Genomic DNA, 19,824 nt, shown 5'->3' with positions numbered 1-19,824 from the left:
GACGGTGGCCGGAGCCTAGCCGACCGCCCCGCGCAGCACCGCACGGACGCCGCGCTCGCACGGCTCATATTCGACGGCGGCCTGCAGGCTTTGCGCCATCGAGCGGATGATCCGCGTGCCAAGCCCGGTACCCTTCGGCGCCGCCTCGGCCGGCATGCCGCAGCCGTCATCCTCGACCGCGAGCAGGAAGAAGGCGTCGTCCAGCCGCGTCAGCGCGACGCGCACCTCGCCGCCGCTGCCCGGATAGGCATATTTGCACGCGTTGGTGACCAATTCGGTGACGATCACGCCCAGCGACACGGCGCGGTCGGTCGGCAGCCGGATCGGGTCGGCGGCGAGGCGCAGCCGGTGCGGCGCGCTGTCGCTCGACAGGGTTTCGCTCAATTCCTCGATCAGCGAGCCGAGATAGTCACGCATGTCGACGCTCTCGACGTCGTTCGCCGAATAGAGGCGGCGGTGCACCTGCGCGATCGCGCCGATACGGCGTTGCGTGTCCTCCAGCGCGGCGCGCGCGGCGGGATCGGCGACGCCGCTCGCCTGCAGCCGGACCATCGCCGAGACAAGCTGGAGCGAATTGGCGACGCGGTGGTTGACCTCGCCGAGCAGCGCCTCGAGCCGGGCATTGCTGGCGCGCAGCGCCTCCTCGGCGAGCGCCTTCTCCCGCGACAGTCGCGAGGCGTCGAGCACCTGGGCGAAGATGGCGGCGAGCAGGTCGAAGAAATCCTCGCCGACCGTCTTCACGACATAGTCGGCCGCGCCCGCTTTCAGCGCCGCGACCGCGATCCGTCCCTCGTCCGAGCCGGTGACATAGACGACCGGCGGCGGCGACGGCAAAGCGGCGAGCCTGGCCAGCGTCTCCAGCCCGTCCATCCCGGGCATGTAATGATCGACCGCGACCAGGTCGAACGGCTCCGCCGTCGCCAGCGCCAGACCCTCCGCGCCGCCGTCGGCCAGGGTCACCTGATAGCCGCGCCGCGCCAGGGCACGCGCCGCCAACCGCCGGATACCGGCGTCGTCGTCGATGTACAGGACGCGGGGATCGGTGCTCACTGTTCCTCGATCTCGGGGACCTGGATCACCGACAGGAACAGGCCGAGCTGGCGGATCGCTTGGGCGAAGCTTTCGTAATTCACCGGCTTGGTGATGTAGACGTTGCAGCCGAGGTCGTAGCAACGCTGGATCTCGACCTTGTCGTCGGTGGTGGTCAGCACGACGACCGGCGTGCGCTTGAGCGGACTGCCTTCGGCCTTGATCTTGGCCAGGATGTCCGTGCCGCTCATGTCAGGAAGATTGAGGTCGAGCAGGACCAGCGCCGGGCCGTTCTTGGCAGGCCCGTCGGGCGCCTCGAACAGAAAGTCGAGCGCCTGGGTGCCATCGGTGAAATGCTTGATCTCGTTCAGAATGCCGGCGCGGCGGATGTTCTTTTCGATCAGTCGGGCGTGGCCTTCGTCATCCTCGATCATGACGATGCCGACGGATTGGTGGGCGTTCATTTGCTGTCCTGCACTTCAAAGGTCTTGGGGAGGGAAAGGCGGAAGGTGGCGCCTTCGCCGAGCGTGCTGTCCACCTCGATCGTCCCGCCGAGGCGATAGGCGAGCGCGCGGACGTGCGCCAGTCCGATGCCTTCGCCGGGCTGGTCCTGCGGCCCGGAGCGGCGGAACAGGTCGAAGATCCGCTGGTGATCACGGGGATCGATGCCACGGCCATTGTCGGTGACCGACAGGATCACCCGTCCGCGCCGTTCCTCACCCGCCACGCCGATCCGACCCGGCCGCCCGGGTTGCAGATATTTGGAGGCGTTCTCGATCAGGTTGGAGAGGATCTGTTCCAGCGCGACGCGGTCGGTGACGAGGGACGGCAGCGGGCGCTCGATGGTCAGCGTCACGCCGCGATCGTCGAGCACGTGGCGGATCGATCCCTCGATCCCCTCGACCACCGCGACCGGGTCGATCCGCTCCGGCGCGATGACGCGGCGGCCCTCCCGCGACAGTTTGAGGATGGCGTTGATCAGCCGATCCATCTTCTGCGTCGAGGCGCGGATGAAGCCGATCGCCTCCGGCAGGTCCTCGCGGACCGCCAGTCGTGCATCCTCGGTGACGAGGCCGGGGCATTCCGCCTCCGCCCGGTCGATCAATTCGGCCAGCGGCGTCGTCGCGGCGGACAGTTCGGCGGTGAAGCCCATCACGTTGACCAATGGCGAGCGCAGATCGTGGCTGACGATATAGGCGAAGCGCTGGATTTCCTCATTGGCGCGGCTGAGGTCGGCGGTGCGCTCCTGCACGGTCTCCTCGAGATGCTCGTTGAACCGGCGCAGGTCGTCGCGCGACGCGGCGAGATCGCGGGTGTAGCGCATCATGGTCAGCAACGAGGCGAGCATCACCAGGACCAGCAGTACGCCGGCGACGGCGAGAATGACGTAGAAGGTGCGCAGGCTGGCGCGCTGCGCCGCATCGCGGGTCGCGAGCAGCCGTCGTTCCTCCGTCGCCATTCGGTCGAACGCAGCGCGGATCATCGTCAGGCGGCGGACGCTGGCTTCCTGATGGAACAGCACCATCGCCTCGGTCATCTGGCCCTGCTCGATCAGCGCGATCGACTGGGAGCGCAGGGCGAACAGCGCGCCGAGCATTCGGCGCAGCTCGGCCATGGTCGCGCACTGGCGGGGATTGTCGCTGGTCAGCCGCTGCAGACGATCGAGCGCCTGCGGCAGCTGCACAGACCAGCGGCGATAGGCGTCGCGATATTCGGGATTGGCGGTAAGCAGATAGCCGCGGCGGGACGCCTCCGCCTGTTCGATCAGGCGGCGCGCGGTCGCGATCGACAGTTCGACGTCATAGGTATGGACGATCGCCCGGCTATGATCCTGGTTGCGCGCCGTCGCCCAGGCCGCGGCGATCCCGGCTGCGACCAGGGCGAGGAAGCCGATCGCCAGGAACGACAGCATGACGCGGCCGAAGCGTTCCTGCGAGACGGTGAAACGGTTGCGGATGGTAGCCAGCACTTGGCGTGCTTAGGGCAGGGCTGCTGGCTTGCCTAGCCGGGGTCGGCCTATCCTGGGTTGACCCGGCGACCGCACGCTACAGCAGCAGGTCCTGCGCGCTGGCCCGGCCGATCCGGCCGCCGCCGCTGCGCCGGTCCATTTCCGCATTGGCGGTGAAGCGGATGTCGGGATCGCGGTCGGTCAGGAAACCCATCAGGCTTTCATGATCCAGCTCGCGCCATTCCTTGCCGCGATGCGGGCCGTAGCGGACGCGCGGCAGCAGGCCGGGATCGCGCGACCATTCCAGCAATTGCGCGAGACTCGCCTCGTTAAGCTGGTCGCGCAGATGGAAGGCGGTGACATAGGCGTCGGGAAAGGCGCGATGGACGGGCAGGCCGCGCTGCTGGTCGAGGCCGTCCGGCCGGCGCCAGTAGCGCAGCACCTGGTTGGAGAAACTGGGCGAGTCGGGCCACAGCCGCAGCGCGCATTTCCACGTGCAGATCCAGTCGGCGCCGTGGGTCAGATTGGCGGTGCAGAATTGCTGCTCGAAATCGGCGCGGTGGGCGGCCAGCGCGACCCGCCGCGGATAGGGATCGAGCACCCGCCGCGCCACATCATGCCACCACGGTGCCTCGGCGACATCCTCGTCGAGGATGTGATGGATCGCCTGGGTGATCGGCGGGATGGCGCGACCGGGATTGACCAGGATCGAGCCGCCTTCGCCTTCCAGTTCCCAGCGACCCGATGGCTGCAGCGCGACGTCCTGCCAGCCGATCTCGCACACGCCATGCGCGGGCGGCGCGCTGCCCGTGGTTTCGAGGTCGATGACGCGGATGATCTGAGGGGTGGGACGCATTGCGTCCAACATGGGTTGTCGGGGGGCAAATCGCCAGCCCTATCCTCCCCGGTACGGGGAGGTGGCAGCGCGACAGCGCTGACGGAGGGGGCTCTCCCCGCGACACAGCGCTCGCGGAAATGCCCCTCCACCAGCTTCGCTGGTCCCCCTCCCCGCGAGCGGGGAGGAGTAACGCGCTACCGCCAATCCTCGCCGTCGACGTCCAGTTCGCGCACGCCGCGCCGCTGGCGCGCGCGGTCGACCAATTTACGAATCCCCTCCCGCCGTTCCCGGGCGGCGGGCACGTCGCGCAGCACGAACTGGGCGTTGCCGGAGGTCCGGTCGGTCGAGGTAATGGTGATCGTGCCGATGTCGGTGAGCTGGTTGACCAACGAGTAATCGACGCGGATGTCCTTGATCCGGTACAATTCGATCTCGTCGATCGACTTCATCACCAGCCCGCGCCGGACGATCAGCCGCTGGTCCGTGACCTCATAGCTGGTCGCCATATTCTGCAGCCAGCGCACCGCCAGGATCACCAGCCCGACGCCGATCACGCAGGCGAGGATCGTCATCCAGCCGAGGAAGCTGCCCAGCAGCCAGCGCCCGGTGCTCGACCGGAAAGCATCCACCTCTCGCTCGGCGATATAGGTCCCCACCATGGGGTCGGAGCCTATCGGACGCGTCCGTCCTGTCAATTGCGGACGACGCCGCTGGCGGCGAGTTCGCCATCGACCTCGGCGAGCAGCCGGTCGAGCCCGGCCCGGTCCGCCGCCTCGGCGCGCAGGGTCAGCATGTCCTGCGTGTTCGAGGCGCGCAGCAGCCACCAGCCGTCCTCGGTGGCCACCCGGACGCCGTCGATCGCCGTCGGCTCCGCGCCGCGTGCCTCCAGCCGGCCGCGGACCTCGTCGACCACCGCCCATTTGCGGGTCGGATCGACCGGGATGCGGACGTCGGGCGTGTTGACCAGCTGCGGCATCGCCGCATGCGCCTCGGTGAGCGAAACGCCGGCATCGTGGAGGGCGCCGATCAGCTGCACCGCGGCATATATGGCGTCGTCGCAGCCGTACCAGCCGTGGCGGAAGAAGATGTGGCCGGACAGTTCTCCGGCGATCGGCGCATCGTGCGCGATCATCGCCTCCTTCATCAGGCTGTGGCCGGTCGATCCCATCACCGCCCGCCCGCCCAGGGCGGCGATCCGGTCGAACAGATATTGCGAGGATTTGACGTCGGCGACCACCGTCGCGCCGGGGCAGGCGGCGAGCACCGGTGCCATGATCAGCGCGAGCAGCTGGTCGCCCCAGAGCACGCGACCCTCGCCGTCGACCGCGCCGATGCGGTCGCCGTCGCCGTCGAAGGCGATGCCGAAATCGAGCCTCTTGTCACGCACCAGACGCTGCAGGTCGGCGAGGTTCGCCTCCTCGGTCGGGTCGGGGTGGTGATGGGGGAAGCGGCCGTCGACGTCCGTGTAGAGCAGGTGATGCTCGCCGGGCAGATCTTGCGTCAGCCGCTCGACCACCGGTCCGGCGGCACCGTTGCCGCAGTCCCAGCCGATCCGATAGGCGCCACCGCGGTGCCCGGCGCGCAGCCGCGCGACATAGTCGGCCATGACATCCACGTCCTCGACGCGGCCGCTGCCAGCGCGCCAGGCACCGCTGGCGGCGAGGCGGGCGAGGTCCTGCACGTCGTCGCCGAAAAAGGAGCGGTGGCGGAACACCAGCTTGAATCCATTGTCCGCCGGAGGGTTGTGGCTGCCCGTCACCTGCACGCCGGCATCGACGTCCAGCGTCGCCTCGGCGAAATAGAGCATTGGCGTCGGCCCGACGCCGATCCGCACCACGTCCGCGCCGCTGTCCGTCAGCCCCGCGACCAGGGCGCGTTCCAGCTCCGGCGAGGTCAGCCGCCCGTCGCGTCCGACCGCGATCGTGCGCCCGCCTGCGGCCAGCACGCGCGTGGCGAAGCCGCGACCGACGGCATAGCCATCCGCCGGGCCGAGATTGCGCCCGACCGTGCCCCGCACGTCATATTCGCGCAGGATGGCGGGATCGAAGACGTGACGGTCGATCATGCCGGGTCGGGCCGGAGGGCAGAGGCCCTCAAGACAGTCGCTCGAGCAGCAGGTCGCGCGCGGCATTGGCGCGCCGCGCATCCTCGGCCGAACCGCCGCGATCGGGGTGAACCTCGGCGAGCAGTCGCCGGTGCGCGGCGCGGATCGTCGCCGCATCGGCATCGTGGCCGACTCCGAGCAGTCGCCGCGCCGCCAGTTCCGGCGTCGTCCTGGGCTTGGGCGCCGGTCGCAGGTAGCGCCAGGCGAGCCAGATCGCCGCCAGCGCGATCAGCCATTTCACGAGGCGTCCGCGAACAGCGGCAACGCCGGTTCGGGCAATTGCAGCGCCGCCATCATCTCCCGCAATTCCTGGCGCGCGGCGACATGGCCGAGGCCCATGGCGCCGAATTCCTTTGAATCGATCATGGTTAGCCCGGCGGGGAACATCTCGCGGTAGATCACGCGCTCGCCGAGACCGGGGATGATGCGGAAGCCGACGCGCTTGGCGAGCTGGGCGAGCGCCTCCGAGACCCGGCGCATGTTGCGCGCCTCGATATGCTGCAGGCGGTTGCGCAGCACCACCCAGTCGATCTGCGTGCCGTCGGCGCGCGCGCGCTGCTTGCGCGCGTCCCAGATCAGTTCGGAATAGAAGCTCGGCCGGGTGACGTTGAACGTCTCCGGGTCGACCTGGCCGATCAGGTCGAAGTCGACGAAACTGTCGTTCATCGGCGTGACCAGGGTGTTGGACAGCGCCGCGGCGGTGCGGGCGAAATGATCGTCGCGACCCGGCGTATCGACGATCAGGAAATCCGCGCCCTCCGCGAGTCGATGCCACTTCTCCTCGAACACATCCTCATGGACGCCGTCATGGGTGTCGTGGATCGGCATCGGCAGCTCGCTGCCGGTACGGCGCATCGTCGCGGCGCGGTTGTCGAGATAGCGGCCGACCGTACGCTGGCGATGGTCAAGGTCGAAACAGGCGACGCGCGCGCCCTTCGCCGCCAGCGCGATCGCGACATGGACGGCGGTGGTCGACTTGCCCGTGCCGCCCTTTTCATTGGCGAAGACGATGACATGCGGGCCAGAGCCGGAATGGGCAGGAACAGGGGGGCCGTCGGCCACTGGTCGCTTCCTTGTTGATCGTTGGTTGCTCCCTTCATAGAAGCCGCGCGCTCATTGTTCGAGGGGGTAAGCGCGTGCAGACGGTCCGGGAGTTGAATGGCCTTCGCGAGGCGATCGCCGGCTGGCGTGCCGACGGCAGCCGAATCGCGCTCGTCCCGACGATGGGCGCGCTCCATGCCGGCCATCTCGCCCTGGTCGAGGCGGCGCGGCGGCCGGGGACCAAGGTCGTCGCCTCGATCTTCGTCAATCCCCGGCAGTTCGGCCCGAACGAGGACCTCGCCCGCTATCCCCGTCGCGAAATGGCCGATTCGCGCCTGTTGACCGACGCCGGTTGCGACCTGCTCTGGATGCCGCCGGTCGAGGTGATGTATCCGGACGGCTTCGCCACCACGGTCAGCGTCGCCGGGGTCAGCGACGGCTTCGACGGGGCGGCGCGCCCCGGCCATTTCGACGGCGTCGCGACCGTCGTCACCAAATTGTTCAACCAGGTCGGTGCCGACGCCGCCTATTTCGGCGAAAAGGACTTCCAGCAGCTCGCCGTGATCCGCCGCCTGGTCGCCGATCTCGACCTGCCCATCGAGATCGTCGGGGTGCCGACGCAGCGCGACGACGACGGCCTCGCCCTGTCCTCGCGCAACATCTATCTCGACGAGGAGCAGCGGGCGAAGGCGACGGCGCTGCCCCGCGCGCTGGGCGTCGCGGCGCGCGCGATCGGCCGCGGTGACGATGTCGAGACGGCGCTGGCGGAAGCGCGGACCGCCTTGGTCGCAGCAGGCTTCGAGATCGATTATGTCGCGCTCGCCGATGCCGAGACGCTGGCCGCCGACCCTGCCGCCGACCGTCCACGCCGCCTGCTCGCGGCGGCACGAATGGGATCGACCCGCCTGATCGACAACATCGCTATCGAGGCGGATAGCTGATCATTATGGTTCTTTTGGCGTTAACCATTTCGTAGCAGGCGATGCCCCACAGTGACCCCATGAATAAAAGGGGTGACCGATGGGCAACAGTCTCAAGAGTGCGCAATTTCTTCTAGAAAGTCGGTTCCGGGACGCGGCCAGCGGCCGTCCCGAAGCCTTATTTGATCTGGGCGTCTGCTATTCGACCGGCACCTCGGGGGCGGGGATCGACCTGATCGAGGCGCATAAATGGTTCAATCTGGCGGCGATGTACGGTCTGGCCGAAGCCGCCGATGCGCGCACCGAGGTGGCCGAGGACATGACCGCCCGCGAGATCGCCGAGGCGCAGCGCCAGGCGCGCGCGTGGCTCGGGACGACCCAGCGCCGCGCGGCGTAAACATCGACGGTTGCAACCGCCCATCGCTGGACGAACCCTTTATCGTTCTCGCGGCGTTCGCCGGGATGATGGAGTGTGCGGGATACATCCCAAAGACTGTCATTCCCGCGCAGGTGGGAATCCAGACGCGCTACCGTTGCGCCTCTTGCTGCGAGGTCAGAGGTTCTGGATTCCCGCCTGCGCGGGAATAACGGATGGTGGTTATCCAGCCTTCTTCTTCGCCGGGGCCTTCTTCGCGGCAGGCTTTGCCGCGCCCTTCGCCGCCGTCTTCTTGGCCGGTGCCTTCTTCTTGCCCTTCGCGGGCGGTGCCGCCGCCGCGCGCGCGTCGATCAGCTGCGCCGCCTCCTCCAGCGTCAGCGCATCGGGGGTCACCGACTTGGGCAGCGTCGCATTGGTCGTGCCGTCGGTGACATAGGGGCCGTAGCGCCCCTCCATCAGCTTGATCTCCGCTTCGGTCCGCGGATGCTTGCCCAGTTCCTTGAGCGGGGCCCGCGCCGCGCCGCGCTGCGGCCGGCCGCCGCCCGCCGCCGCATCAGCCAGCTTGGCGACCGCGGCGTTCATGCCGGTCTCGAACACCTCGGCGGTCGACTGCAACCGGGCATATTTGCCGTCATGCGCGAGATAGGGGCCATAGCGGCCGATCGAGGCGGTGATGTCCTTGCCCGTTTCCGGATGCTGGCCGATCGTCCGTGGCAGGCTGAGCAGCTTCAGCGCCCATTCGAGGTCGAGCTCGCCGATATCCTTGGGGATCGACGCGCGCTTTGCCTCCTTGCCCTCGCCGAGCTGGATATAGGGGCCGAAGCGCCCCGACTTGCGCTCGACCTCCAGACCGGTGGCCGGGTCCTTACCGAGGTTTTCCGGTCCCGTATCCTCGCCTGCCGCGCCGCCAGCCTGGGCGAAGCGGCGGGTGAATTTGCACTCGGGGTAATTGGAGCAGGCGATGAACGCGCCGAACCGGCCGCCGCGCAGCGCGAGCCGACCCTCGCCGCAATTCGGGCACAGCCGCGGGTCGGAGCCGTCCGCCTTTTCCGGAAACAGATAGTCGCCCAGGAACTGGTCGAGTTCGGCGGTGATCGCGCTCGGCTGCTGCTCCATCACCTCGGCGGTGCGCGGCTTGAAGTCGCGCCAGAAGGCTTCCAGCACGGCCTGCCATTGCGCACGGCCGCCGGATACGTCGTCCAGCTCCTCTTCCAGCTCGGCCGTATAATCGAAGCCGACATATTTCTCGAAGAAGCGTTCGAGGAAGGCGGTCACTAGCCGGCCGCTTTCCTCGGCGAAGAAGCGGTTCTTCTCGACCCGGACATAGCCGCGGTCCTTCAGCGTCTTGATGATCGAGGCATAGGTCGACGGGCGGCCGATGCCCAATTCCTCCATCCGCTTAACCAGCGACGCTTCGGAGAAACGCGGCGGCGGCTGGGTGAAATGCTGTTCGGCCTCGACGGCCTTCTTCGCGGGCGCGTCGCCGTCGCGCAGCCGGGGCAGGCGACGCGCCTCCTCATCCTGCGAATCGTCGGTGCCTTCCTCGTAGAGCGCAAGGAAGCCGGGGAACATCACCACCTGACCGGTGGCGCGCAGCACGTTGCGACCGGTGCCGTCGGCCATCTCGACCGTCGTCCGCTCCAGCCGAGCGGACGCCATCTGGCTGGCGAGCGCGCGCTTCCAGATCAGGTCATAGAGGCGTGCATGGTCACCGCCGCCGACCCGGTCCTTGCCGAAATCGGTCGGCCGGATCGCCTCGTGCGCTTCCTGCGCGTTCTTGGCCTTGGTCTGATATTGGCGCGGCGAATCCGGCACGTAATGGGCGTCGTAACGGTCGGCGATCGCCTTCCTCGCGGCGGAAATCGCGCTGCCGTCCATCTGCACGCCGTCGGTACGCATATACGTGATCGCGCCGTCCTCGTAGAGGCCCTGGGCGATCCGCATCGTATGGTCGGCCGAGAAGCCGAGCTTGCGCGCCGCCTCCTGCTGGAGCGTGGAGGTGGTGAACGGCGGCGGCGGATTGCGCGTCGCCGGCTTGGTCTCGACCGACTGGACGGTGAACTTGCCGGCCTCGACATCCGCCTTGGCGGCGAGCGCGTCGCCCTGATTGCCGATCGACAGCCGGTCGAGCTTCTGGCCCTTCCACGTCACCAGCCGTGCGGTGAACGGCGTGCCGTCCTGCTCCATCTGCGCGGTCACCGACCAATATTCCTGCGCGACGAACTTCTCGATCTCGCGCTCGCGGTCGACGATCAGGCGCAGCGCCACCGACTGGACGCGGCCCGCCGACTTGGCGCCGGGCAGCTTGCGCCACAGCACCGGCGACAGCGTGAATCCGACCAGATAGTCGAGCGCGCGACGGGCACGGTAGGCGTCGATCAGGTCGGTATCGAGTTCGCGCGGGGCGGCCATCGCTGCGGTCACCGCCGGCTTGGTGATCGCGTTGAACGTCACTCGCTGCACGTCCTTGGGGAGCGCCTTCTTGGCGCGCAGCACCTCCTGCACGTGCCAGCTGATCGCCTCGCCCTCGCGATCGGGGTCGGTCGCCAGGATCAGGCGGTCGGCATGCTTCGCCTCGTCGGCGATCGCCTTCAGCTGGCGCGTCTTGTCGGCGTAATTCTCCCATTCCATCGCGAAGCCCGCGTCGGGATCGACGCTGCCGTCTTTCGCCGGCAGGTCCCGAACGTGGCCGTAGGAGGCGAGGACGCGATAGTCCGCACCGAGGTACTTTTCGATGGTCTTCGCCTTGGCGGGCGATTCGACGATGACGAGTTGCATGACGGTCGTATAAGGTCCTTGCGTGTACGCGCGAGGGTGGAAAGCCGGCGCGGCCACTGTCAACAGGGGGCTGGACGGATGTGGGGATTTTGGCGCCGGCGGCGCAAGTCGTGATCGACGGCGGCACCCGCGAAGGGCACGACCGCGCGCAGCTGGAGCGGCTGACCTTCTTTTCCGACGCGGTCTTTGCCATCGCCATGACTCTGCTGGTGGTCGAGGTGAAGCTGCCCGCGCTGCATCACCCGACCGGGCCGCAGCTCGGCCAGGCGCTGCTCGACCTGATCCCCAATTACGTCGGCTTCCTGGTCAGCTTCCTTGTTCTCGGCCGGTTCTGGCTGGCGCACCACGAGGTGATGGGCTTGCTCAAGGCGGCGGACAAAAGGCTGGTCTCGGTCAACCTCTTCCTGCTGCTCGGCGTCGCGTTCATGCCGTTCCCGACCGCGATCATCAGCGAATACGTCCAGCTGCGCGTCGGCATCGGCTTCTACACCGGCTGGCTGATCCTGCTCGGCCTGCTCAATCGCCTGCTGATCCGCAGCATCATCAAAAATCCGGCGCTGCTCGACCACGGCATGACCGTGGAGGATCTCGCTCCCTTCCTGCGACGCAGCTGGATCCCGATCCTGATCGGCCTCGCCGCCTTCGCCGGGGGCATGGTGACCTGGATGGCGGCACTCGCCGTGCTGATGATCGGCAGCCCGCTGATCTCCGCGCTGGTCGGACGATATGCCGGGCGGCGCCGGGGGTAAGTCGGCTGGGGAGACTGGGTGTCCGCGTCCGGGGAAGCGGAAAGACCGCTTACGGAAACGCCGATGGCGATCGCCCACCCAGCGCGGCCCCGCCTTTCCCGAAAAGAATGGTAAATGAGAAGCTGTATGGCTTCTCAAGCCCGTCGGAGGTCGGCAAACGAGAAGCTCTCTGCCGTCGCGAACGGTAATAAGCGATAAACACAATTGACAGAAAGTGTTCACGATCGTCGGCTACTATGTCGACGATGAGGACCCTTTCCCTCGCAGATGCCCCTCGCCCAATGTCCGAGCTGGTGTCATCGCGTGGATGGTCGTTACTCTATTGCCAGACCGAGCACGCTGGCGCACTGTCGGCTGCCATATTAAAAGATGGCGTCGTTGCTACATATACGGCGTTTCGAGGCGAAGCGGACTACACCGTCACGCTTCAGCATCCCGCACACCCCAAAGTGAAGCTGCACGACTATTCTCCGCCGACTATATCGAAAATTTTTGAGGATTATGGTCTTTCTTGCAATGCACCGACCTGCCTCCTCACCGTCATCGATCAAAATCTCGGAGAAATTAAGCAGTATCTTACTGACGAAGTTATATTTCGGCGTGATGTAGAAGAAGCTGCCAAGTCAACGGTAGAGAAATATCGCGCTTGGGTTTCTGGTCCAAGTTTCACTCGCAAGCTGGCTCGCGGTCTCGCCGAGCAGCATCCGTGGCTCGTCACTGGTAGAACCCCAACGCTGTCGGAATTAACTTGGACGGAGCGGTCATTTTTCCGCTCAGCGCAATTCCGCAATACGGTGGTGGTCGGAGCGGTCCGGTTGAGCCTGTTGCTCTATCGTTACCTTCCCTAGCCAGCAGGAACGGCGATGGTTGGGCGATGTCGGTTGATGAGGTTTCGCAAAAACGAACCCATCGCGGGAGAGTCGTCCGGGCCGACAACGACGACGGTCGTCCGCGGCACCTGCTTTCCCAAAAGCTCTCCCCGATTGCTCTTTCGCGAAACGGCATGTTGGAGACGGAGAAACGGGCAAGATCGCGCATAATGAACGGCAGTCTCGGGTAGCCCCGATCACCAGCCTGCTCGACCGGGGTCGGGCGCCGGCGACCGCCTGGGCGTCATGGTCGATTTAACGGCAACAGCGCCCGCAAAGGATCAGCTCGGCAGAAGACCCATCACCGAACACCCCCTCCCGCACGCAGGACAATCGCTGTCCTACAAAGGTTCGAAACGCTATGATCCGGCAGGCGTGTGGGGCGCTGTCGCTCTTTCTCATCGATGATGACGGCTTTCGCACGAATCGAGAAGTGCGAGTGCCGAGACCATTCGGTGGTGACGCAGCAATCGTTCGCCAGCGGGGTCGAAGATAGCCCGTTCAGGCGTCAATTCTGTCAAGACTCGCGCGGCTGCTACCCGCTGACGCGGCCGCCGGCATGGCGCTCGAGCCGACCGGCGAGTTCCAGTTCCAGCAATATCGTCTGTACCACCGCGGGGGCGAGGTCTGACTGGCGGATCAGTTCGTCGACCGGCACCGGTACAGGGCCGAGCAGCGCCGTTACCCTGGCGCGCTCGCGATCGGAGGCATCGGCGGGCGGCGGCGCCTCGAACGGCGTGGCGAGCGCACGGACGCTGCGCGGGTCGATCGGGCGGATCTGTTCGAGCACGTCGGCGGCGGTCTGGATCAGCGTCGCGCCTTCGCGGATCAACAGGTTGCACCCCTGCGCACGCGGGTCGAGCGGGCTGCCAGGCACCGCCATCACCTCCCGGCCCGCCTCATTGGCGAGGCGGGCGGTGATCAGCGACCCGGACCTGGGCGCCGCCTCCACCACCACGGTGCCGATCGCGAGAGCCGCGATGATCCGGTTGCGGGAGGGGAAGTGGCGGGCGAGCGGCTGCGCACCGGGCGGTTGCTCGGCGATCAGCAAGGACCGCAGTGCGACGCTTTCCTGCAAGGCGGCGTTTTCCGGCGGGAAGGCGATATCGATGCCGCTGGCGATGACCCCGATGGTGTGCGGCATCGCGCCGGCATGGGCGGCGGTGTCGATGCCGCGCGCCAGGCCGGAGACGATCGTCACGCCCTCCGCCACAAGATCGTGCGCCAGCCCGCGCGCGAAGCGACACGCGGCGGCCGACGCATTGCGGGCGCCGACGATCGCGACGCAGGCACGGCGGGCGAGGGCGATGTCGCCCCGCACGATCAGCACCGGCGGGGCGCTGTCCAGTTCGGCGAGCAAAGGCGGATAGTCGGCGTCGCCGAGGAACAGGTGCCGCGCGCCGAGCCGGTCGACGGTGGCGATCTCCTGCGCCACGACCGCCGGATCGGGAATGCGTGGCGCCTGCCCGCCACCGCGCCGCGCCAGCATCGGCAGCGCCGCCAGCGCCGCGGCAGGATCGGCGAAGCGCGCGATCAACTGGCGGTAGGTGACGGGACCGACTCCCGGCGTGCGGATCAAGCGTAGATGGTCGAGGACGGGGTCTGCCACGACCGCCTCGGTTCAGTCGCGTTTGTCGCCGCCGATGCGCGGCTCCGTCCCCGTCGCCAGCCGCTCGATATTCTCGCGGTGCTTCCACAGCACGATCGCGGCGAGTGCGAGCAGCAGCATGACCAGGTCGAACCGCCCGAACACCGCGGCGCCGACCGGCGCCGCGACGGCCGCGGCCATGCCGGCGACCGACGAGATCCTGATCAGGGCCAGCAGGCCGAGCCAGACGACGGCATAGAGCAGCCCGATCGGCCAGTGGAGGGCCAGCACGATGCCCATCAGCGTCGCTACCCCCTTGCCGCCGCGGAAGCGCAGCCACACCGGATAGCAATGGCCGATGAAAGCGGCGGCCGCGGCGACCGGCTCATTGCCCAGGAACAGCCAGGCGATCAGCCAGACCGCGACGGCCCCTTTCAGCAGATCGAGCAGCAGCGTCGCCGCCGCGAGTCCCTTGCGGCCGGTGCGCAACACGTTGGTCGCGCCGATATTGCCCGAGCCGATCTGGCGCAGGTCGCCCGCCCCGCCGATCCGCGTCAGGATCACGCCAAACGGGATCGAGCCGAGCAAATAGCCGATCACCAGCGCGAGCGTCGGCGCGATCCAGAGAATGTCGGTCTGCAAACGGCCCCCTTCCGTTCCGCATGATAGCGGGGCCGATCGGGATTGACCACAACATCGATCGCGTGGGTCGGTTCGCGGAATTTCGGGCGGTCACGGCTGGCCCATGCCGCGATGCGAAGGATGCGGTCCGTACTTGCCGGGCTTTGCCAGGTGGACGCCGCGCTTCTATGGCGACCGCGATGGACGCGCGGCCGATCCTGTTTTTCGATTCGGGGGTGGGGGGCCTGTCGGTGGTCCGTCCGGCGCAGGCGCTGCTGCCCCGTGCGCCGATCGTCTACGCCGCCGATTCCGCGGGCTTTCCCTATGGCATCAAGACGGAAAGCGAGATCGCGGCCCGCGTGCCGGCGCTGCTCGGCCGGCTGGTCGAACGCTATCGCCCGCGACTGGTGGTGATCGCCTGCAACACCGCCTCGACGATCGCCCTGCCGGCGGTGCGTGCCGCGCTCGACCTGCCGGTGGTCGGTACGGTCCCGGCGATCAAGCCCGCCGCCGCGCTCAGCACAACGCGCGTCATCGGCGTGCTGGGCACGGAAGCGACCGTGCGCCAACCCTATGTCGACGATCTCGCCGCACGCTTCGCCGCCGATTGCCTGGTGCTCCGTCACGGCTCGGCACGGCTGGTCGATCTGGCCGAGGCGGCGCTTGCGGGAACGCTGCCGTCGCCCCAGGCGCTGGCCGGGGAACTGGCTGGTCTGTTCGGCCAGCCCGGCGGCGCGGCGATCGACGTGATCGTCAACGCCTGCACGCATTTCCCACTGCTGGAGACCGCGATGGCGGCGGTGGCGCCTCCGGGGGTACGCTTCGTCGATGGCGGCCGCGGCATCGCGCGGCGCATCGCCACGCTGACCGAGGGGCAGGATTGGCCCGCCGCCGCCGGACTGGCGCGGCTCGTCTTCACGCATGTCGGTGCGCGCGAACAGGCGATCGCGAACGGGCTCGCCCGCCACGGCTTCGGTGCGGCGGAGCAGCTTTAAACGCGGGAAGGCTGGGACAATTTGTCCAAGCCGTCGATGACGGTCAGTGCTTTTCTCCACTGGCATGGGAGCGTTGCGAAGGTTACATCGGTTCTCCATGAACAGCGACGGCCTCGTGACCCATCCGGTCATCCCCCGCTCCGCCGGTGACGCGCGCGTCGACTATTCGCGCGTCTTCACCCAGGCGATCGACCGGTTGCATGCGGAAGGCCGCTACCGTGTCTTCATCGACATCCTGCGCAACAAGGGCATGTTCCCCAATGCGCGATGCTTCGCCGGGCATAACGGGCCAAAACCGATCACCGTCTGGTGCTCCAACGACTATCTCGCCATGGGCCAGCATCCCAAGGTGATCGCGGCGATGGAAGAAGCTCTGCACGACGTTGGTGCCGGCTCTGGCGGCACCCGCAACATCGGCGGCAACACCCATTACCACGTTGATCTTGAGTCGGAACTCGCCGATCTGCACGGCAAGGAAGCGGCGCTGCTGTTCACCAGCGGCTACGTCTCCAACGAGGCGACGCTGTCGACCATGGCGAAGATCCTGCCGGGCTGCGTGATCTTCTCCGACGAGCTCAATCACGCCTCGATGATCGCCGGCATCCGCAATGCCGGGTGCGAGAAGCGGATCTTCCGCCACAACGACCTTGCCCATCTCGAGGAACTGCTGGCGGCCGAGGATCCGTCGGTGCCCAAGCTGATCGCGTTCGAGAGCGTCTATTCGATGGAGGCCGACGTCGCGCCGATCGCGGCGATCTGCGACCTCGCCGACAAATACAATGCGCTGACCTATCTCGACGAAGTGCATGCGGTCGGCATGTACGGGGAGCGCGGCGGCGGCATTTCCGAACGCGATGGCGTCGCGCACCGGCTGACGATCATCGAGGGGACGCTGGGCAAGGCGTTCGGCGTGATGGGCGGCTATATCGCCGCCGACCGCACGATCGTCGACGTGATCCGCTCCTACGCGCCGGGCTTCATCTTCACCACCTCGCTGTCGCCCGTGCTTGTCGCCGGCGTGCTCGCCAGCGTCCGCCACCTCAAGGCGTCGAGCGTCGAGCGCGAGGGGCAGCAGGCGGCGGCGTCGATGCTGAAGGCGATGCTCAGCGAGGCCGGTCTGCCGGTGATGCTGGGCGAGACGCATATCGTGCCGGTGCTAGTCGGCGATCCGGTCAAGGCCAAGGCGATCAGCGACATCCTGCTCGCCGAATATGGCGTCTACGTCCAGCCGATCAATTATCCGACGGTGCCGCGCGGTACCGAACGGCTGCGCTTCACGCCGGGGCCGAGCCACGACGAGGCGATGATGCGGGAACTGGCCGGCGCGCTGGTCGAGATCTGGGGCCGCCTCGACCTGCGCAAGGCGGCCTGACGGCTCAGTCGAGGAAGCCGCAGACGATCGTCAGCACGCCCAGTCCGATCGACAAGGGCACGCGCATGGCCATCCAGCCGGCCGGCGCGATGCCCGCATCGGCAAGCCGGCGATCGACCAGCAGGGTCAGCAGCACGCCCGACCCCAACAGCACCAGCGCCAGATCGGTGGGCACGACCCGGCTGATCGCAAGCAGGATGACGAAGGCGGTCAGGATTGGCGGCACCACCGCGATCATCGCCAGCCGCCCCTGGCCGGCAGACTGACGGCACATCGCGAATCCCCACCAGATGCCACCGAGGAAGCTCAGGATCAGCGCGGCATAGCCGAAGGCAAAGAGCGGACCGATGTCGCTGGCCGGATCGAGCGCCGACACTGCGGTCGCGGCGATCTGCGGGAGCAGTCCGGCATAGCCGAGGATCAACGGCGACTCGCCGATCTGGCCGATGCCATGCGTCGGAAGGGCGGGCGCCACTGGCGTGGGCGGCGCCCGCGACTGATCCGGATCAAAGTTCATGCGCCGCCAACCGTGGGCGTACGCTAACGTTCCCTCGTGACCGGCATGGGCGCGACGAAGCGCATTCCAGAGGTGGAAATCCCCGCCGTGCAGGGCTAAGGCCGCCGCATTCATCCTTTGTCGGGACGCCATACGCCTTGCGCATTGCCCTTGCTTCCGATCATGCCGCCGTTGCGCTGAAAGCGGCGCTCGCCGATCACGTCCGTTCGGCGGGTCACGAGGTGCTCGATCTCGGTACCGACGGTGCCGCCAGCGTCGACTATCCGGATTATGGCTTCGCCATTGCCGAAGCGCTGGCCGACGGGCGGGTCGAGCGGGGGATCGCGCTCTGCGGTTCCGGCATCGGCATCATGATCGCCGCCAACCGCAATCCCGCCTGCCGCTGCGCCTTGGTCTCGGAGCCGCTGTCCGCACGACTGGCTCGAACTCACAACGACGCCAACGCCATTGCAATGGGCGCGCGCCTGATCGGCGAGGAGATGGCCAAGGCCTGCGTCGATGCCTTCCTGTCCGCCGATTTCCAGGGCGGCCGTCACCAGCACCGCGTCGACAAATTGTCGCGAAAGGATTGACCCGATGAGCACCCAGCCTGTCCATACCGATGCGATCCGCGCCGACGGTTTCTTTACCCGTGGTCTGGCCGATGCCGATCCAGCGGTGTTCGCCGGCGTCACCCACGAACTGACCCGCGAGCAGACGCAGATCGAACTGATCGCGTCGGAAAACATCGTCAGCCGCGCCGTGCTCGAGGCGCAGGGTTCGGTATTCACCAACAAATATGCCGAAGGCTATCCGGGCAAGCGCTATTACCAGGGGTGCGCGCCGTCGGACGAAGTCGAGACGCTGGCGATCGAGCGCGCCAAGCAGATCTTCGGCTGCCAGTTCGCCAACGTCCAGCCGCATTCGGGCGCGCAGGCGAACGGCGCGGTGATGCTGGCGCTGGTCAAGCCGGGTGACACGATCCTCGGCATGAGCCTGGATGCCGGCGGTCACCTGACCCATGGCGCGCGTGCGGCGATGAGCGGCAAGTGGTTCAACGCCGTTAAATATGGCGTCGATCCGGTGACCCACCTGATCGATTACGACCAGGTCGAGGCGCTGGCGATCGAGCATCAGCCGAAGCTGATCATCGCCGGTGGCAGCGCCTATCCGCGCGTCATCGACTTCGCGCGCTTCCGTGCGATCGCGGACAAGGTCGGCGCCTATTTCATGGTCGACATGGCGCATTTCGCCGGCATCGTCGCCGCCGGCCTGCATCCGACGCCGTTCGGCCATGCGCATGTCGTCACCACGACGACCCACAAGACGCTGCGTGGTCCGCGCGGCGGCATGATCATGACCGACGACGAGGCGATCGCGAAGAAGATCAACTCGGCGGTGTTCCCGGGCCTGCAGGGCGGGCCGCTGATGCATGTCGTCGCTGCCAAGGCGGTGGCGTTCGGCGAGGCGCTGCAGCCCGAATACAAGACCTACATCGCCGCGGTGGTGGAGAATGCCAAGGTGCTGGCCGCGACGCTGAAGGAGCGCGGTGCCGACGTCATCGCCGGCGGCACCGACACGCATCTGGCGCTGATCGACCTGCGTCCTCTCGGCATCACCGGCAAGGACGCCGATGAGGCGCTGGAACGTGCCGGCATCACCTGCAACAAGAACGGCATCCCCAACGACCCGCTGCCGCCGGTCAAGACCAGCGGCATCCGCGTCGGCTCGCCCGCCGGCACGACGCGCGGTTTCGGCCCGGCCGAGTTCCGCGAGATCGGCCATATGGTCGCCGACGTGCTCGACGGCCTGGCGCAGAAGGGCGAGGCGGGGGACCCGGAGGTCGAGGCGAACGTTCGGAGCCGCGTGCGCGCGCTCTGCGCACGCTTCCCCATCTACGAAGGATAAGCCATGTCGAAGATCGAAGAGGTCCAGGATACCGTCAAGCACACCCCGGGCCTGGGCAAGAAGATGGCCAAGTACGGCGCGATCGGCGCGGTGGTGGCGATCCCCGTGCCGTTCGTCGGCCCGGTGTTCGGCGCGATCGTCGGCGCTGGCGTCGCTTATGCACGCCGCAACAAGATCTAAGGGCACGAACGA

General features: G+C 67.4%; 21 protein-coding genes. 9 read left to right on the top strand and 12 right to left on the bottom strand.

Annotated elements, in window-relative coordinates:
* Window positions 1-15: 15 nt before the first annotated feature.
* From ACU5AX_RS07565 to ACU5AX_RS07530, 8 genes are all read right to left on the bottom strand, one after another.
* Window positions 16-1,050, bottom strand: coding sequence for a response regulator (locus ACU5AX_RS07565; protein ID WP_446690287.1), 1,035 nt, complete (start codon window positions 1,048-1,050; stop codon window positions 16-18).
* Window positions 1,047-1,493 carry a response regulator gene (locus ACU5AX_RS07560; RefSeq protein WP_198351946.1) on the bottom strand — a complete coding sequence of 149 codons (447 nt, stop codon included), beginning with the start codon at window positions 1,491-1,493 and terminating at the stop codon, window positions 1,047-1,049. The genes ACU5AX_RS07565 and ACU5AX_RS07560 overlap by 4 nt, the downstream gene beginning before the upstream one ends.
* Complete coding sequence (locus tag ACU5AX_RS07555; RefSeq protein ID WP_446690286.1) at window positions 1,490-2,998, bottom strand: sensor histidine kinase; 1,509 nt, start codon at window positions 2,996-2,998, stop codon at window positions 1,490-1,492. The genes ACU5AX_RS07560 and ACU5AX_RS07555 overlap by 4 nt, the downstream gene beginning before the upstream one ends.
* 76 nt (window positions 2,999-3,074) lie before the next feature.
* Complete coding sequence (locus ACU5AX_RS07550; protein ID WP_446690285.1) at window positions 3,075-3,833, bottom strand: exonuclease domain-containing protein; 759 nt, start codon at window positions 3,831-3,833, stop codon at window positions 3,075-3,077.
* Window positions 3,834-4,009: 176 nt separating this feature from the next.
* Window positions 4,010-4,474, bottom strand: a complete 465-nt coding sequence (locus tag ACU5AX_RS07545) for a PH domain-containing protein (protein ID WP_446690284.1) — start codon at window positions 4,472-4,474, stop codon at window positions 4,010-4,012.
* A gap of 32 nt (window positions 4,475-4,506) precedes the next feature.
* Window positions 4,507-5,880 (bottom strand): phosphoglucomutase/phosphomannomutase PgmG, encoded by a 1,374-nt coding sequence (gene pgmG, locus ACU5AX_RS07540; protein WP_446690283.1) that lies wholly within the window; start codon window positions 5,878-5,880, stop codon window positions 4,507-4,509.
* A gap of 28 nt (window positions 5,881-5,908) precedes the next feature.
* Entirely contained in the window at window positions 5,909-6,160 is a 252-nt protein-coding gene (locus ACU5AX_RS07535) for a J domain-containing protein (RefSeq protein WP_198351950.1), read from the bottom strand.
* Entirely contained in the window at window positions 6,157-6,981 is an 825-nt protein-coding gene (locus ACU5AX_RS07530) for a division plane positioning ATPase MipZ (protein WP_446690282.1), read from the bottom strand. Before ACU5AX_RS07530 ends, ACU5AX_RS07535 begins: the two co-directional genes overlap by 4 nt.
* Window positions 6,982-7,055: 74 nt before the next feature.
* Here ACU5AX_RS07530 and panC point away from each other — a divergent pair, with 74 nt between their 5' ends.
* Together panC and ACU5AX_RS07520 are read left to right on the top strand one after the other, a co-directional pair.
* Window positions 7,056-7,901 carry a pantoate--beta-alanine ligase gene (gene panC, locus ACU5AX_RS07525; RefSeq protein ID WP_446690281.1) on the top strand — a complete coding sequence of 282 codons (846 nt, stop codon included), beginning with the start codon at window positions 7,056-7,058 and terminating at the stop codon, window positions 7,899-7,901.
* A 79-nt stretch (window positions 7,902-7,980) separates the two neighbouring features.
* Entirely contained in the window at window positions 7,981-8,277 is a 297-nt protein-coding gene (locus tag ACU5AX_RS07520; RefSeq protein ID WP_198351953.1) for an SEL1-like repeat protein, read from the top strand.
* A 201-nt stretch (window positions 8,278-8,478) separates the two neighbouring features.
* Here the strand turns inward: ACU5AX_RS07520 and topA are convergent, their stop codons facing one another.
* Window positions 8,479-11,034, bottom strand: a complete 2,556-nt coding sequence (gene topA, locus ACU5AX_RS07515; protein ID WP_446690280.1) for a type I DNA topoisomerase — start codon at window positions 11,032-11,034, stop codon at window positions 8,479-8,481.
* An 80-nt stretch (window positions 11,035-11,114) separates the two neighbouring features.
* Between topA and ACU5AX_RS07510 the strand changes: the two genes are divergently transcribed.
* Together ACU5AX_RS07510 and ACU5AX_RS07505 are read left to right on the top strand one after the other, a co-directional pair.
* Complete coding sequence (locus ACU5AX_RS07510) at window positions 11,115-11,783, top strand: TMEM175 family protein (RefSeq protein ID WP_446690279.1); 669 nt, start codon at window positions 11,115-11,117, stop codon at window positions 11,781-11,783.
* Window positions 11,784-12,064: 281 nt separating this feature from the next.
* Complete coding sequence (locus tag ACU5AX_RS07505) at window positions 12,065-12,631, top strand: hypothetical protein (RefSeq protein WP_446690277.1); 567 nt, start codon at window positions 12,065-12,067, stop codon at window positions 12,629-12,631.
* 556 nt (window positions 12,632-13,187) lie between these two features.
* Here ACU5AX_RS07505 and dprA read toward each other — a convergent pair.
* A complete protein-coding gene (dprA, locus tag ACU5AX_RS07500) occupies window positions 13,188-14,261 on the bottom strand; it encodes a DNA-processing protein DprA (protein WP_446690276.1) in 1,074 nt (357 codons plus the stop codon).
* Between the two features lie 12 nt (window positions 14,262-14,273).
* Window positions 14,274-14,882, bottom strand: coding sequence for a glycerol-3-phosphate 1-O-acyltransferase PlsY (gene plsY, locus ACU5AX_RS07495; protein WP_446690275.1), 609 nt, complete (start codon window positions 14,880-14,882; stop codon window positions 14,274-14,276).
* Window positions 14,883-15,061: 179 nt separating this feature from the next.
* Between plsY and murI the strand changes: the two genes are divergently transcribed.
* Both murI and hemA read left to right on the top strand, forming a co-directional pair.
* Complete coding sequence (gene murI / locus ACU5AX_RS07490) at window positions 15,062-15,856, top strand: glutamate racemase (protein ID WP_446690487.1); 795 nt, start codon at window positions 15,062-15,064, stop codon at window positions 15,854-15,856.
* A gap of 97 nt (window positions 15,857-15,953) precedes the next feature.
* The gene (gene hemA / locus ACU5AX_RS07485) at window positions 15,954-17,228 is read left to right on the top strand and encodes a 5-aminolevulinate synthase (protein ID WP_446690274.1); all 1,275 of its coding nucleotides are present in this window, start codon (window positions 15,954-15,956) and stop codon (window positions 17,226-17,228) included.
* Window positions 17,229-17,232: 4 nt separating this feature from the next.
* Here the strand turns inward: hemA and ACU5AX_RS07480 are convergent, their stop codons facing one another.
* Complete coding sequence (locus ACU5AX_RS07480) at window positions 17,233-17,745, bottom strand: DUF3429 domain-containing protein (RefSeq protein WP_446690273.1); 513 nt, start codon at window positions 17,743-17,745, stop codon at window positions 17,233-17,235.
* A 137-nt stretch (window positions 17,746-17,882) separates the two neighbouring features.
* Between ACU5AX_RS07480 and rpiB the strand changes: the two genes are divergently transcribed.
* The 3 genes from rpiB to ACU5AX_RS07465 are packed head-to-tail and all read left to right on the top strand — an operon-like array spanning window position 17,883 to window position 19,812.
* Window positions 17,883-18,317, top strand: a complete 435-nt coding sequence (gene rpiB, locus ACU5AX_RS07475) for a ribose 5-phosphate isomerase B (RefSeq protein ID WP_446690272.1) — start codon at window positions 17,883-17,885, stop codon at window positions 18,315-18,317.
* A 4-nt stretch (window positions 18,318-18,321) separates the two neighbouring features.
* On the top strand, window positions 18,322-19,632 hold the full coding sequence (glyA, locus tag ACU5AX_RS07470; protein ID WP_446690271.1) for a serine hydroxymethyltransferase: 1,311 nt from the start codon (window positions 18,322-18,324) through the stop codon (window positions 19,630-19,632).
* A gap of 3 nt (window positions 19,633-19,635) precedes the next feature.
* Window positions 19,636-19,812: a hypothetical protein gene (locus ACU5AX_RS07465; protein WP_198351961.1), complete on the top strand. Its 177-nt coding sequence runs from the start codon at window positions 19,636-19,638 to the stop codon at window positions 19,810-19,812.
* The last annotated feature ends 12 nt before the right edge of the window (window positions 19,813-19,824 follow it).

The organism is Sphingomonas benefaciens, assembly GCF_052907485.1.
This window is presented reverse-complemented; position numbering and strand designations above follow the sequence as displayed.

Excerpts from the sequence above, each read along its gene's own strand:
- ACU5AX_RS07560 (WP_198351946.1), bottom strand. The coding sequence starts at position 1,493 with ATGAACGCCCACCAATCCGTCGGCATCGTCATGATCGAGGATGACGAA.
- ACU5AX_RS07550 (WP_446690285.1), bottom strand. The coding sequence starts at position 3,833 with ATGCGTCCCACCCCTCAGATCATCCGCGTCATCGACCTCGAAACCACG.
- ACU5AX_RS07545 (WP_446690284.1), bottom strand. The coding sequence starts at position 4,474 with ATGGTGGGGACCTATATCGCCGAGCGAGAGGTGGATGCTTTCCGGTCG.
- pgmG (WP_446690283.1), bottom strand. The coding sequence starts at position 5,880 with ATGATCGACCGTCACGTCTTCGATCCCGCCATCCTGCGCGAATATGAC.
- ACU5AX_RS07520 (WP_198351953.1), top strand. The coding sequence starts at position 7,981 with ATGGGCAACAGTCTCAAGAGTGCGCAATTTCTTCTAGAAAGTCGGTTC.
- topA (WP_446690280.1), bottom strand. The coding sequence starts at position 11,034 with ATGCAACTCGTCATCGTCGAATCGCCCGCCAAGGCGAAGACCATCGAA.
- ACU5AX_RS07505 (WP_446690277.1), top strand. The coding sequence starts at position 12,065 with ATGTCCGAGCTGGTGTCATCGCGTGGATGGTCGTTACTCTATTGCCAG.
- murI (WP_446690487.1), top strand. The coding sequence starts at position 15,062 with ATGGACGCGCGGCCGATCCTGTTTTTCGATTCGGGGGTGGGGGGCCTG.
- hemA (WP_446690274.1), top strand. The coding sequence starts at position 15,954 with ATGAACAGCGACGGCCTCGTGACCCATCCGGTCATCCCCCGCTCCGCC.
- ACU5AX_RS07480 (WP_446690273.1), bottom strand. The coding sequence starts at position 17,745 with ATGAACTTTGATCCGGATCAGTCGCGGGCGCCGCCCACGCCAGTGGCG.
- glyA (WP_446690271.1), top strand. The coding sequence starts at position 18,322 with ATGAGCACCCAGCCTGTCCATACCGATGCGATCCGCGCCGACGGTTTC.
- ACU5AX_RS07465 (WP_198351961.1), top strand. The coding sequence starts at position 19,636 with ATGTCGAAGATCGAAGAGGTCCAGGATACCGTCAAGCACACCCCGGGC.